This window comes from Mesorhizobium sp. M1365 (genome assembly GCF_040317865.1).
Classification (GTDB): domain Bacteria; phylum Pseudomonadota; class Alphaproteobacteria; order Rhizobiales; family Rhizobiaceae; genus Mesorhizobium.
Genome location: NZ_JAMYLG010000007.1, coordinates 131,445 through 145,081, shown reverse-complemented (window position 1 = coordinate 145,081; position 13,637 = coordinate 131,445). Strand labels below are relative to the sequence as shown.

General features: G+C 63.4%; 12 protein-coding genes. 8 read left to right on the top strand and 4 right to left on the bottom strand.

The window, feature by feature from the left end:
* Positions 1-101: 101 nt before the first annotated feature.
* From NKH04_RS11415 to NKH04_RS11405, 3 genes are read left to right on the top strand one after another with little or no spacing between them, the layout of a single operon-like run.
* Complete coding sequence (locus NKH04_RS11415; RefSeq protein WP_352921154.1) at positions 102-1,718, top strand: GMC family oxidoreductase; 1,617 nt, start codon at positions 102-104, stop codon at positions 1,716-1,718.
* Complete coding sequence (locus NKH04_RS11410; protein ID WP_352816082.1) at positions 1,715-2,926, top strand: mandelate racemase/muconate lactonizing enzyme family protein; 1,212 nt, start codon at positions 1,715-1,717, stop codon at positions 2,924-2,926. The genes NKH04_RS11415 and NKH04_RS11410 overlap by 4 nt, the downstream gene beginning before the upstream one ends.
* Entirely contained in the window at positions 2,923-3,846 is a 924-nt protein-coding gene (locus NKH04_RS11405; protein WP_352921151.1) for an NAD(P)-dependent oxidoreductase, read from the top strand. The genes NKH04_RS11410 and NKH04_RS11405 overlap by 4 nt, the downstream gene beginning before the upstream one ends.
* 92 nt (positions 3,847-3,938) lie before the next feature.
* Here the strand turns inward: NKH04_RS11405 and NKH04_RS11400 are convergent, their stop codons facing one another.
* Positions 3,939-4,877 (bottom strand): diacylglycerol/lipid kinase family protein, encoded by a 939-nt coding sequence (locus tag NKH04_RS11400; RefSeq protein WP_352683501.1) that lies wholly within the window; start codon positions 4,875-4,877, stop codon positions 3,939-3,941.
* 737 nt (positions 4,878-5,614) lie between these two features.
* Here NKH04_RS11400 and NKH04_RS11395 point away from each other — a divergent pair.
* The 3 genes from NKH04_RS11395 (at position 5,615) to NKH04_RS11385 (ending at position 7,862) form a co-directional block, all read left to right on the top strand.
* Positions 5,615-6,049: a DUF4383 domain-containing protein gene (locus NKH04_RS11395; RefSeq protein WP_023719157.1), complete on the top strand. Its 435-nt coding sequence runs from the start codon at positions 5,615-5,617 to the stop codon at positions 6,047-6,049.
* A 6-nt stretch (positions 6,050-6,055) separates the two neighbouring features.
* Positions 6,056-7,186 (top strand): hypothetical protein, encoded by a 1,131-nt coding sequence (locus NKH04_RS11390; RefSeq protein ID WP_352921149.1) that lies wholly within the window; start codon positions 6,056-6,058, stop codon positions 7,184-7,186.
* 160 nt (positions 7,187-7,346) lie between these two features.
* Positions 7,347-7,862 (top strand): hypothetical protein, encoded by a 516-nt coding sequence (locus NKH04_RS11385; RefSeq protein ID WP_352921147.1) that lies wholly within the window; start codon positions 7,347-7,349, stop codon positions 7,860-7,862.
* Between the two features lie 8 nt (positions 7,863-7,870).
* On the opposite strand, the gene NKH04_RS11380 is transcribed toward NKH04_RS11385, so the two are convergent.
* On the bottom strand, positions 7,871-9,493 hold the full coding sequence (locus NKH04_RS11380) for an FAD-binding oxidoreductase (RefSeq protein ID WP_353044349.1): 1,623 nt from the start codon (positions 9,491-9,493) through the stop codon (positions 7,871-7,873).
* 118 nt (positions 9,494-9,611) lie between these two features.
* Here NKH04_RS11380 and NKH04_RS11375 point away from each other — a divergent pair, with 118 nt between their 5' ends.
* Complete coding sequence (locus NKH04_RS11375) at positions 9,612-10,106, top strand: YegJ family protein (protein ID WP_352469768.1); 495 nt, start codon at positions 9,612-9,614, stop codon at positions 10,104-10,106.
* Between the two features lie 15 nt (positions 10,107-10,121).
* On the opposite strand, the gene NKH04_RS11370 is transcribed toward NKH04_RS11375, so the two are convergent.
* Both NKH04_RS11370 and NKH04_RS11365 read right to left on the bottom strand, forming a co-directional pair.
* Positions 10,122-11,093, bottom strand: a complete 972-nt coding sequence (locus tag NKH04_RS11370) for a DUF3137 domain-containing protein (RefSeq protein WP_352921143.1) — start codon at positions 11,091-11,093, stop codon at positions 10,122-10,124.
* Positions 11,094-11,165: 72 nt separating this feature from the next.
* Positions 11,166-12,206, bottom strand: a complete 1,041-nt coding sequence (locus tag NKH04_RS11365; RefSeq protein ID WP_353044348.1) for a CapA family protein — start codon at positions 12,204-12,206, stop codon at positions 11,166-11,168.
* Between the two features lie 141 nt (positions 12,207-12,347).
* On the opposite strand from NKH04_RS11365, the gene NKH04_RS11360 reads away from it, so the two are divergent.
* Positions 12,348-13,601, top strand: a complete 1,254-nt coding sequence (locus NKH04_RS11360) for a hypothetical protein (RefSeq protein ID WP_352968995.1) — start codon at positions 12,348-12,350, stop codon at positions 13,599-13,601.
* Positions 13,602-13,637 lie beyond the last annotated feature (36 nt).

Sequence of the window (13,637 nt, the reverse complement as noted above, 5' to 3'; positions counted from 1 at the left end):
TGCCAGTCGCTTTTTTCACATCGGATGCCGGAAGACCCGGCGACGCCGCGCCGCGCTCAAGTCTAGGCTAGAGCTGAATTCCGGAGCCAGCCGTATCCACCATGCAGACCTATGATTTCATCATCGTCGGCTCCGGTTCGGCCGGCTCGGTCCTGGCCGAAAGATTGTCGGCTTCCGGCCGCTTCTCGGTGCTGGTGCTCGAGGCCGGCGGCAGCGACCGTCGCTTCTACGTGCAGATGCCGCTCGGCTACGGCAAGACCTTCTTCGACCCGGCGGTCAACTGGAACTACAAGGCCGAGCCGGATCCCGGCCTGGCCGGCAATGCCGACCACTGGCCGCGCGGCAAGCTGCTCGGCGGCTCGAGTTCGATCAACGCCATGGTCTGGATCAGGGGCGCGCGTGAGGATTTCGACGCTTGGGCAGCGGCCGGCAATCCCGGCTGGGGCTTCGATGACCTGCTGCCCGCCTTCAAGGCGCTGGAGGATAATCAGGCCGGCGCCGACCAATGGCGCGGCGTCGGCGGGCCGCTGCATGTCACCGACTGCTCGACCTCCGTCCATCCGCTCACCAAGCGCTATCTCGCCGCCGCCAACCAAGCCGGCCTGCCGCTCAACCCGGATTTCAACGGCGCCTCGCAGGAAGGCGCCGGCGTCTACCAGATCACCACCAGGAACGGCCGCCGCATGTCGGCGGCGCGCGCCTTCCTGCGCCCGGCGATGAAGCGCAAAAACGTCCGCGTCGAGATCAACGCCCTAGCGACAAAAATCCTGTTCGAGGGCAAACGCGCCGTCGGCATCGAATATCTCCAGAATGGCGCGACGAAAACCGCCCGCGCCGGCCGCGAGATCATCCTGTCGGGCGGTTCGGTCAATTCGCCTCAACTTCTCCAGCTTTCCGGTGTCGGCCCGTCGGCGCTTCTTGGCGCGCTCGGCATTCCCGTCGTTCACGCCAACGAGAATGTCGGGGCAAACCTGCAGGACCATGTCGGCATCAACTACACGTTCAAGGGCAGGCTGCCGACGCTCAACCAGATCCTGCGCCCGTGGTGGGGCAAGCTGCTGGTCGGCATGCAATACGTGTTTTTGCGCTCAGGCCCGCTGTCGCTGTCGATGAACAATGCCGGCGGCTTCTTTCGCACCGATCCGGCCACGGCACGGCCCAACATGCAGCTCTATTTCCAGGCGTTTTCAACCGTCATTCCGAAGAGCGGCGAACGCCCGATCCTGACGCCCGATCCATGGCCGGGCTTTTCCATCGGGCTGTCCAATTGCCGTCCGTCGAGCCGCGGCGAAATCATGATCCGTTCCGCCAATCCGCGCGATTATCCCAAAATCGTCGCCAATGCCTTTTCGACCGAGGCGGACGTCGCTGAAATGCTGGCGGCGGTGAAATTCGTCAGGAAGATCGCCTCGATGCCGGCGATGGCCGAGATCATCGAGGAAGAGGTTTTGCCCGGTCCCTCGATCACCTCCGACGCGGATCTCATTCAGGATTTCAGGAAGCGCTCGGGCACCGTCTATCACCCGGTCTCGACCTGCCGCATGGGGCCGGACGCGGCGCACGCCGTCGTCGATCCGCGCCTCAAGGTACACGGCATCCAGGCGTTGCGCGTCATCGATGCCTCGATCTTTCCCGACAACATAACCGGCAACACCAACGCCGCCGCGATCATGACCGGATGGAAGGGCGCCGAACTGGTTCTGGAGGATCAGAAATGAAAATCACCGACGTCAAGACCTGGGTGGTCGGCAATCCGCCGCCCGGCATCGGCGGCAAGTATTTCATCTTCGTCAAGCTCACTACCGATGGCGGCGTCGTCGGCTATGGCGAGGCCTACAACGCCACCTTCTCGGCCCATGTCACGGCGAAAATGGTCGAGGACATGGCCGAGCGTTATCTGATCGGCCGCGACCCGCACGATATCGAGACCTTCTTCCGCCGCGCCTATTCATCCGGCTTCACCCAGAGGCCCGACGTGTCGGGCATGGGCTGTTTCTCGGCGCTGGAAATCGCCTGCTGGGACATTATCGGCAAGGAGGCCGGCAAGCCGGTCTACAAGCTGCTTGGCGGCCAGGTACACGAAACGCTGCGTTCCTATACCTACCTCTACCCGCACAGCGGCAGCGTCCATTCGGAGGACGCCCGCGGCAAGAACGTCTACAACGACCCAGATCTGGCCGCCGCCTGCGCGCTCGAATATGTCGAGCAGGGTTTCAATGCGGTCAAGCTTGACCCAGCCGGCCCCTACACCGCCTTCGACGGCCACCAGCCGCGCCTCGTCGACATCGACCTCTCCGCCCGCATGGTCAAGGCGATCCGCGAGGCGGTCGGCACCAGGGCCGACATCCTGTTCGGTACGCACGGCCAGTTCACCGCATCGGGCGCGCTGCGCCTCGCCCGCGCCATCGAGCCCTATGATCCGCTGTGGTTCGAGGAGCCGGTGCCGCCCGACATGCCCGAGGTGATGGCGCAGGTCGCCCGCGCGACCTCGATCCCGATTGCCACCGGCGAGCGGCTAACAACCAAATTTGAGTTCGCCCGCGTCATCGAGAACCGTGCGGCGACCATTCTTCAGCCCGACCTTGGCCGCTCCGGCGGCATTCTCGAAACCAAAAAGATCGCCGCCATGGCCGAAGCCTACCACATCCAGGTCGCGCCGCACTGCTACTGCGGACCGATCGTCGGCGCCGCCAACATCCAGCTTGCGGTGACGCTGCCCAATTTCCTCATTCTGGAATCGCTGAAACAGTGGGACGGTTTTCACGCGAAGCTGCTCAAGAAGAAGATCGAATGGCTGGACGGCAACGTCATCCCGTCGAAGGAGCCAGGCCTCGGTGTCGAACTCGACGAAGCCGTCTGCGAGGCGCATCCCTGGACCGGCAAGGACCTGCATTTGCAGATGCTGCAGACGCCGTTGATGCCGTGAGCGCGCGTCAGAGCTATGCCTTCGTCGGTCTTGGCCATCTCGGCGGCCAGTTCGCCGCCAACCTGATCCACAACGGCTTTGCCGTCACCGTATTCGACCTCGACCAGGCGGCCGTCGAGCGGCTGGTGATGCTTGGTGCCGATGCCGCCAACAGCCCGGCTGATGCCGCTGGCCGCGCCGGCAATGCCATCACCTGCCTGCCCTCGCCAAAAGTCAGCGAGGCGGTGCTGGCCGGCCCCGGCGGATTGCTCGAAGGCCTGCCCGCAGGCGGCAGTTGGATCGAGATGTCGACCAATGGCCAAGACGAGATCTTGCGCCTTGCATCCCTCGCCTCGGCAAGAGGCGTCGAGACGCTCGAATGCCCGGTCACCGGCGGCGTGCATCTGGCAGCCGTCGGACAGATCACCGCGCTGGTCGGCGGCGACACAGCGCTTTATGCGCGCCACCGCCCTGCCGTCGAGGCGATGTGCGCGCGCTCGTTCCTGATGGGTCCGGTCGGCTCGGCGGCGGTGATCAAGGTCATCACCAACATGCTGGCCTTCATCCATCTGGTCGCCGCCGGCGAAGCGCTGATGCTGGCCAAAAAGGGCGGGCTCGACCTTGCCCAGTCCTATCACGCCATCGTCGCCTCCTCCGGCAACAGCTTCGTCCATGAGACCGAAAGCCAGCTGGTGCTGAACGGCTCCTACGACATCGGCTTCACCATGGACCTGGCGTTGAAGGATCTCGGCTTCGCCCTCGGCATGGGTGAAAAATTCGGCGTTCCGCTCGAGCTTGCCTCGCGCGTCGACGCAATCTTCAGGCAAGGCAAGCAGGCCTATGGCGGCAGCGCCTGGTCGACGATGATCGTGAAACTGCTCGAGGATGCCGTCGGCACCGACCTGCGCGCACCCGGTTTCCCGGCTAAACTCGCAAGTTGATATTGGCCGGATTATCAATCGATTTCAGTCGATTGGAGAGATCGCCGGAACCAGAGCCGCAGTCAACTGAATCAAAGACTTAACAGCTTGATTCAATATCTCAGCGTCAATGCGCCGGGCAGGATCTCGAAAGTCGCTGGTATGCGACCCGGCGATTCGCCGTCTATGTCGATCAGCGCGGCGTTCTTTTGCAGATCGCCGAGCGGCTCGACAACCACTTTCTTGCCGCGCAGGATGGTGATCGCAGGATGGTTGCGGTGCCGCCCGCCATAGAGCAGGCGGATGTCCCAGATCAGCTTCAGCTTGCCGGCGGCGCGCAGGATGACGATGTCGAACTCGCCGTCGTTAAGCTCGGCGTCGGGCGCGATCATCATGCCGCCGCCGAAGAATTTGCCGTTGGCCACCGCCACCAATGCCATGCGCGCCTCAACCGGGGCACCGTCGTCGATGGTGATCGCAACCTCCTGGAAGCGGTAGCGGAGGAATTCCCAGACCGTGCGCCAGTAGAACAGTGCCTTGGCCGAAACCTTGCCCTTGCGCCTGTCGGCGTTGACGGCACGGTCGGTAGCGCCGGAAAGCCCGAGGCTGGCGATGTTGATGAAATGGCGGCTGGCCAGTGCGCCATGGTCGTCGACATAGCTGATGCAGCCGGCATCGACCTTGCGCGGCTTGGCCTCGGCAATCCGCTTCAGCGTCAGATCGACATTGTTCGACAGGCCGAGCCCGCGGGCAAAGTCGATGCCGGTGCCGCAAGGCAGCAGCCCGAGTTCGGCCGTCCGGCCGCTTTCCCGGAAAGCCTTCAGCAGCCCGTCGGCGACTTCGCTGGCGGTGCCGTCGCCGCCGGCCGCGATCACCAGCTCGAAGCCGATGGCGGCAAGGTCGAGCGCCAGCCGTTCGGCATCCCCCTCGGCCTGCGTTTCACGCAGCTCGAAATCACCGAAATGTCTTTTCAGCGAAGCCGCAACCTCGGGCCAATGCCGCTTGAGCCTGCCGCCGCCGGCGATCGGATTGAGAACCACCGCGACCTTCAAGCCTGCCTCCCCAAGGCCATCGAACACGCCTTCCAATCATTTGCCGGCATTGAAGCCCGCGCCGGCCTGCGGGGCAAGGGTCGATTACCCGACAATGCGGCTTCGGCATCGAGGCGGCAAATCCCGACCGGCGGCGGCAGAGATCGGAAAGTCGCTATTTTGGCAGGGTCAGTCCCCGATAATCCCGCTATCCACAGGCATGCGGCAGTTCCGCCAAACGCTTATCCGACGTACGTTAAAACCCATCTCAGGCGGCTACCGATCGCCACGCCGAAAGGCAAAGCGGAACGGCGGATTTCCTGAGGCCCGTACGGCCCTGAACGAGAACAGGCTTGCTTGTTGGAGGGATGGACGCCGAGACCTACGGGGCCGCGGAAAGCGTGCGAACGCCGACGGCGGACCGATGCTGCCATGAAGGACGGCAAAAACCTTCGATGGCGCGCTGGGCAAAGCTCGCAAGAGTGGAGACCGGCGTGGTCCGGAACGGACGCTGCCCTCGGGTGGCGACTGGCAGGACCGTCAAAATCAAGGCCGGCATGGCGCGACATCTTTCGGGAGTTGCTGCCGCGACCGTGTCCTGATCTGACAGGGAGGCGCTGGGAGAAATCCCGGCGCCGACTGTCTTTGTGGCCCCGCCTGACGATTTTGCCGGCGACGCTTCACGCTGCGCCAAAATCAGCTACTATCCATTTGTCGTCGGGGGCCGTTTAAAGGGGCTGACGGCAGGGGGACATTTCATGACGCTCATCCAGAAGCTTGCTGTTGCCTATGCTTTCCTGTTCTTCGGCGTTGTTGCCATCGGCTATGTGCCGGCTTTCAACGACGCCGGCGGCAATCTGTTCGGCCTGTTCTCGCTGCAATGGTACGACGATTTGCTGCACGCCTTCTCCGGCGTCTGGGCGCTGGCCGCCGCCTTCATCTCGCACCGCCAGGCGGTGTTCTATTTCAAGCTGTTCGGCTCGGTCTATCTGTTCGACGGCGTGCTCGGCCTGGTCACCGGTTCCGGCTGCCTCGATGGCGGCATCTTCATCAACGGCTTCCGCTCCCTGAACGACATCGAATTCCCGGCCCGCTTCTTCGCCAACCTGCCGCACATCGTCATCGGCGGCTTCGCCGTCTACGTCGGGTTCTGGCTGTCGAAACGTGTGTACGACCATTTCGCCACGGCCTGACCGGCCATGTTCCTGTTCCGCTGGCTGAAGCGCATCATCAAGGCGATCCTCTGGCTCGTCGTCATTGTCGTGTTGATCCCGATCGCCGGGCTGGCCTACGGCTTTCTCACGACGCCGTCGCTGGACACAACGCCATTGCCGGGCGTCGCCGAGGGTGCCCCGCCAAAGGCGCTGGCCGACAAGATCCGTGCCGAGATCCCCGGCTACCAGCGGCCGGAGGAATCGACCTTTCTTACCTATCCGGAATGGGCCATCGTCTACGCCGCCCGCGAATATGCCGGCTTCGTCGACAAGAACCAGCCGAGCGGTTTTCCCTATCTCTCCTATATCGGCCGCTTCTGGCAGGACTATGCGATGGTCATCCGCGCCAGTTCTACCTACAAGTTCAACCTCGACAACCACCAGATGCTGGTGATCATCGGCACCAGCCACACGATCGAGCACGCCATCCAGTGGGCCTATGAAAATACGATCGGCCGCGTCACCGAAGCGACAGCCGGCAAGCGCACCGCCGTCGACATCTACCAGGCCAAGGTGGCGGCCGACTACGCCGGTTTTCTCGATCAGGTGCCGTGGTACCAGTTTCCCTATGCCGAAAAGCGTGCCGGCCTGTTTGCCGTCCAGCCGGCAGCGGACGACAGCGCCGTCCGCACCAGCGAACGCAAGCTCGCCTTCGGCCTCGCCGACACGGTCAAGCAGGGCTATGCCGATCTGATCAAGTCGGCGCTCGCCGCCACCACCGATCCCGCCTTGCTCGATATTCATGTCTGGGCCAAGGGTCCGGTCGGCGAGGTGACGCGCAACGAACCCGACACCTTGCTGGAGCGCGATCTCGGCGCCGACAGCGCGATCTTCGTCACCAGACGCTATCAGGTGTTCACCGACATGATCCCGCGCCTGATCGCCAAGGGCGTCTCCTTCGTCGAGATCGGCGGCAATGACGAGATCATGGTCACCATGCTTTCCAATGACGAGATCAATGTTCCCGAAGGCGCACGCACCTTGTTCAGCTACCCGCTTCCGGCGCAACCTTCGACGCGCCGCACCGGCCTGACCGTCGCCGTGCGCAAGCTGCACATCGTGCTGCCGGCGCTGATGACGGCGGGCGCCAGGCTCGAGCATGTCTACGATTACTGAGGCCTTTCGGTCACAGCCGGCCTCGGCAGGACGTTGCGTGATGCTCCGTCACGCTCATTCCACAATCGCGGCCAAATCCCGCCTTGTTCCGCAACGATTGATGATGCCGTAGACACGTTGTCTTGCGCACATGTGCCAGGCAACTCGGAGGGACACGACCGTGATCAAGACCGCCCTTGTCGCCATGACCATCGTCGGCTGCGATTGCGACGCCAGGCTTTGCGAATATATCGGCGAGACGCCCGCCAAATGGTCGACCATCGCCGAATGCGAAGCGGCGATGAAAAGCCAGATGCTGCACAAGCGCAATTTCGACTATCCGCTGGTCTCCGGCATCTGCCGGACACAGAACTCGTCTTCGTCATCGCAGCTCGCTGCGACCGCTTCCGAGCCTGAATTGACGACGGCCAGTACGGCCGCGACAGACCCGCTGCCACCGGAACTGAGCCATCGGCCCAGTGCTGCGGTCGGAACGCAGGCCACGGCGACGGAAACGGAAGCCGTCCGGCCGGTCGCCTATGAAGCGGCGGTCGATGGCGGCCGCGCCGTGCTCTACCGCACGAAGGCCGGCTACGCCGTGGTCAAGACCGATCTCGGCCGCGCCGCATCGGCAACGATCGGCATCGCCAGGCGTTCGGCGAACTGGCTGGCGGCGAAGCTGCCTGACGGTCTGTAGCCGCCGCTTCAGGCCGCGCCGATCAGTGCCTTGACGGCGCGATAAAAAATCGACGAAAACAGCTCGCCCGGATCGTATTGCAGCTTCTTCGCCAGGAAGGACGGCAGTTCCGGATAGGAGGCAAGCAGCTCCTTGCCTGTGTAGTGGAGCTGGTAGGGCAGGAAAAAACGCCCGCCATGCTTGATCGTCACGTCGATCAGCGCCCTTGTCAGCGCCCGCATCCTGGCATTGCCGTCAGCGTTTGTCGGCTGATTGATGTAGAGCACCAGCGAACAGGCCGGCTCCGGCGCATAATTCAGCGCTACATCCTCCTTGTGGACGATGCGTACCGACGCGTTGAGCACCGGCAGGGTCTGGTTGCGCAGGATCTCGCGCGCTTCCGCGATGAACGGGTTATAGGCCGCCCGCGGGATGAAATACTCGTGCAGGATGTCGGTCTCATCGAGCAGATCGTTGAACAGATAGGGCACTGAATCGTGCATCGGATGGTTGCGCGTGACCAGGCAGGCCTCGCCCTCGCCCATTGCCGTCGTCCGCGCCACCGTGCAGCTCTCGAATTGCGGCTCCAGCGTCTTTTCGGTGAACCATTTCAGCTCCTGGAACAGGCTGCCCCATTTCGCCAGGTTGATGATCACCCGCTTGAGCCCGACCGAACCCGGTTCACCGATTGCCGGCTGGTCGGCCGGCGGCTGGTCGGCGACCTTATCATAGCGGTAGACGATCATATCCTCGAGGAAATTGCCCGGCGCAGTCGACAGATGCCCATAAAACAGACCGATCGCCCTGTTTGGCTCCAGAACCTCGGCGAAGAACGTCGGGAAATCGTCCGATTTGATGATCTCGCGCGAGGTCCGGTAGACGGCGTTGTCGACGATGTCGAGTGTCGCCTCCAGCACCACGCCGAACAGGCCGTAGCCGCCGATGACGTGGCGGAACAGCTCGGTATTTTCGGCCGGTGAGCAGGTCGTCACCGAACCGTCCGCCAGCATCACCCGCATCGATCGGATCGAACCGGCGACCGAGCCGGCCTGGTGGTCCATGCCATGCGCGTTGACCGACAGCGATCCGCCGACCGAAAAGATGTCGGTCGACTGCATCGCCTTCACCGCGAAGCGCGGGTGCAAAAGGTTCTGGATGTCGTGCCAGCGCGCGCCCGGCTGCAAGGTCATCGTCTTTGCAGCCGGGTCGATACTGACCTTGTTGAATTTACGCATGTCGAGGACCAGCGCGTTGTCGTCGAAGGCGTGGCCGCCCATCGAATGGCGCACCGCCGCGACCGAGACCTTCAGGCTATTGGCGCGGGCAAAGGCCAGCGCGCTCGCGATGTGGTCTTCCTTGCTGACTTCGATAACGCCGTAGACCGGTGTCATCGACAGGCCGCTGGCATCGTTGATGTTGCCGCCTTTGGTCAGCCATGGCAGCGCCGGATCGTAGGCTGGCGGGCCCTCCAGCGGCTTCTGCGCCAGGTCGATGCCGTCAATGTCGGCGATGCGCCCGGAATTCTTCTGCCCCGACGGACCGCGCGCCAGCCGCGCCACGGTCGTGCCGCCCCAGAGCATCGCGCCGCCGACCACGGTTGTACCCAGCAGCAGCCGCCGCGACAGGCGAAACCCCTTGCGTTCTTCGACCATAACCCCACCCCACTGGCCCAGGAATAGCGCCTGATGGAGACAAAAACCAGTTGCCAATCAGACGTTCGGCGAACGATGATCCGGTTTGTCTGGCGAAAATGTCGAAAGCAGTCGCATCATGAAGCTTGCAGCCCGTATCGCGCTTGCCCTGTTGCTTGCGTTTGCTCCGGCATCAGCCGACGCGCAGACTCCTGGTCAAGGCGACGACAAGGTCGTCAGCGTAGCTGGCGACGATCCGGAGATGGCGGCCGCTATCGAGCAGGCGCGTGCCAGTCTCGACGACTTCCTGGTATTGGCCGACGCACCGCCATCCGGAACGGCCGACTTCCAATTGAAAGTCGTGGTCAGGGACGGGGACGCCACTGAACATTTCTGGGTCTTTCCCTTCCACCGGACGGCGGCCGGATTTGCAGGAACCTTGGACAACGAGCCGCAGACCGTGCACAACGTCGTGGCAGGCCAGGAGATCGAATTCAGCCGGGACGATATTTCCGACTGGGGCTACATGAAGAACGGCCGCCGGGTGGGAAGTTTCACTGTCTGCGTTCTCTTCAAAAAAATGTCGAAGGAAGACGCCGACTATTATCGCCAGAACTATGGCTTCGATTGCTGACGGCTGAATTCTAGTTCAACCGGCTTCTACATCCTTCACGCCGATCTTGCGGACCAGTGCCGCGGTCGCCAGGATCGTGGCCATGTCGGCGATCATCGGCGCAACATGCTTGGCATAGTCGAGCGGCACAGAGATGTCCGGCAGTTCGAAGAAGTTCTTCGTCTGCGGAAGCAGCAGAAAGCCGTCGCTGCCGTTGAGCGCGACGCGTGCCGGTTCCTTCGGCCATGTTTCGCCAAGCCATTCGAGCGCCTGCGCCAGCCGGCCGGTCACCAGCGGCCGCGCCGCTTCGATGTTGTCGGTGTGGAACTCGTAGGCGGCGTCGAGTTCGGGTACGCCGCATGACAGTTGTTCCGTCTTGCTGCCGAACATGCCTCGGAAGAAACCTACCACCATATTGGCACGGCGCGCCGCCACCAAGATTCCCGGGAACGGCGCAATGGTGTCGAACGCGATAATGACGCCCTTGAACGCCTGAGATGTGGTCTTGCCGTTCCTCTCCAGCAGCGTCACCTCATAGAGCTCGAACGCAAAGCCTTCATACCGACCGGAGACGACGTCCTCGAAATACGAACGGTTGAACACGCCAATCGTCTCGCGCGGCAGCCGATCGAAGGAGTTCGGCGTTACGCCATGCTGATAGCGCACGTCCTGGATGAAGCCGAAGACGATCGGCAGCAAACTGTTGCGGAACGTCTGCTGCAATTTGCGCGCCGGCCTGATCGCGTGGAGATAGAGCAGGATCGCCGCCAGGAACCCGCCGATATAGAGGAACACATGCGGGGTCGAGAACCACTGCTCGTTGGGGTCGGCAACCCCGTTGAAGAGCCAGGCCACCAGCGCCACGAAGACAACCACCGATCCGATGAAAAGTGGCACCCGCCAGTGCGTCCGGCGATAGGCCGAAGCCCTTTGCGCCTCGTAGGCCTCGATGTCCTTCCTGAGGCCGGCGATCACCGCTTCGCTCGGCATGAAATCCGCAGTTTCCATCACCCACCCGCCCCACAAGCCCGCCCGCGTTGGGCATGATAGCCGGTTTGGTGGACCGCGTCAGCGCAGCTGTCAGCGCCCGGCACCGAAGATCGCATCGAGGCGGGCCAGAACCATTTGCCTGGATTTTCCCGCCAGCGTTTCAACCGGCATCAGCCGCTCGTGATCGCCGGCGCGCAGCCGCATGAAGGCATGCAGCCGGTAGGCGGCGATGGCCCCGCGCGTGCCGGGATCGTCGCTGATGTCGACGACGAGAATGGCGCCGATGCGGCCGGGCCATGGCTGGCGCGCGAAGGCGGTGCCGATGAAATCGCCGAGCCCATAGGCGACGAGCGTCTTGCCGATCCGCTCGATCGGCTGCACGACATGGGCATGATGCCCGGCGATCAGGCCGACGCCATGTTCGGCCAGAAGTCGCGCCATTGCCCGCGTCTTCGCACGTGGAAAATGCCGGAATTCCCAATCCCAATGCGGCACCGCGCAGAGGAGGTCGACACCCGAAGCGGCAGCGTGCGGCCATTGCGTCGGATCGGCTTGCATCGAGACTCGGCCCGCCAACTGAGCCTCGTCGGTATTGCGCCACAAGGTAAAGGCGGCAAGGCCTATGGTCAGCGAACCAACCGCAAACCGCTCGACCGGAGCCGCACTGCCGATCGTGCGGATGCCTAATTGCTCCAGCGCGGCGACGGTCTCGTCGAAGCCGGCAATACCCTGGTCGAGCACATGGTTGTTGGCCAGCGACAGCACCAGTTTTTCACGCGAAATGCCGGCGGCGGACAGCGCCTCGGCAAGGAACCGCTCGCTCATCGCGTGGTGCGTGCCGAGCCTGGTGCCCCAAACAGCGCTCGGCCGCTCCACCACCGGGCTTTCGCAATTGCCGACCACCAGATCGGCCGAGGCAAGCAGTGCCGCGATCGCCGGATCGCAGTCTGGCGCGCGGCGATTGGCCACCGCCGAGATATCGCCGACGAAAGCCAGCCGCACCGTCCGCGCCGGCAGTGGTTCGAGCAGGGCTGCGGCCGCCGGAGCAAAGCCGCGCGCGTCGCCATTGAGCGAAGGCCGGAGAAAACGCGGCAGCCACGACAGTTTGTAGGAAAGCGGATAGTTCGACACGCGACGCCCAATCGTTTGCCTTGTGTAGACCGTCCGCCGGATTGATTGAAGCGTCGACTGTTGTGGGTGAACCGCAGGCCACAGGCGCAGCGAACCAAATGCGTGTATGATCCACTGCGGAGCGACAAAGGGGCGATCACGATGACGCGTTTTTCCAGGCTGGTGGCGTGCGCCATCATTCTTCTCCTGCCGCTGGCTTCACCCAGCGCCGCGGCTCCCGAAGCGGCGGCCCTGTTCGAGGCAAAAATCGTAGCCGAACGCGACAGCGCTCTTGCCGCTCTGGAAGCCGCCGTGCCAGGCGATCCGGCAGCCGCCTACGCCGCCGGCGCCGGCGAATTCTTCACCGCGCTGGAGATCCTGGCCGGCGGCCTGCACCGCCACGGTTTCGACAGCCCGCAATCCTTCATGCTGCCGCTGATGCGGCTGCCGGTGCCGGACAATGCCAATCCCGAGCCGCTGACCTACGAACAATTCCGCGCCATTCTCGTCGCCTTCCGCGACCGGCTGGAGAAATCCGCAGCCACGCTCGGTTCGGTACCCCCCGACGCCGACATCGGCATGGTCATCGACCTCACCCGCCTCGGCATCGACCTCAACGAGGACGGCACGATCGCGCCGGACGAGAGCGCCGCCGCGATCATGGCGTCTCTGTCACGCGGCGGTGGTGCGCCAGACGCGGCCGCACCCGCCCTCACCTTCCGCTTCGACCGCGCCGACGGTTATTGGCTGCAGGGCTATGCCGAGTTCCTGATGGCGCAGGCCGACTTCTGGCTGGCGCATGATTTCAGAAACACGTTCGACGGCTCCTTCCACATGCTGTTCCCGCGCGCAAAACTGCCGCTGCAGGATACGCTCGTGCCGCTAGACGGTGGCACGAATGGCGGCATCCTGACGTCCGAATGGCGACTAGCCGACTTTATCTCCCTGGTGCATCTCATTAACTGGCAAGTGGTCGAGCCTGAGCGCCGGCAAGCGGCACGCCGCCATCTCATGGAAATGATCCGGCTGTCGCGCGAGGACTGGAAAGCCATCCGCGCCGAAACCGACAATGACCGCGAATGGCTGCCCGGGCCGCAGCAGAAAGGCACCAGCCCGCTGACCGGTCTCGAAGTTGGTGAGCAGCAGGTACAGGCCTGGCTCGCCGCCCTTGATATGGCCGAGGATCTTCTGGAAGGCCGCACCTTGCTGCCGCATTTCCGCATCGCCGACAAAGGCATCAACATGAAGCGCTTCTTTGATGAGCCAAAAACCTTCGACCTGGTGCTGTCGATCACCGGCCCGGCCATCGCGCCCTATCTTGAGCGCGGCAAGACTCTCACCAGCGAGGAGTTCAACCAGATCCAGCGCCAGTTCGGCGGCGCCGGGTTTCTGACGTTCGCGCTTTGGTTTAATTGAGCGGCGCACTTCGACGTTGCTCCTGACAGCCTGCTG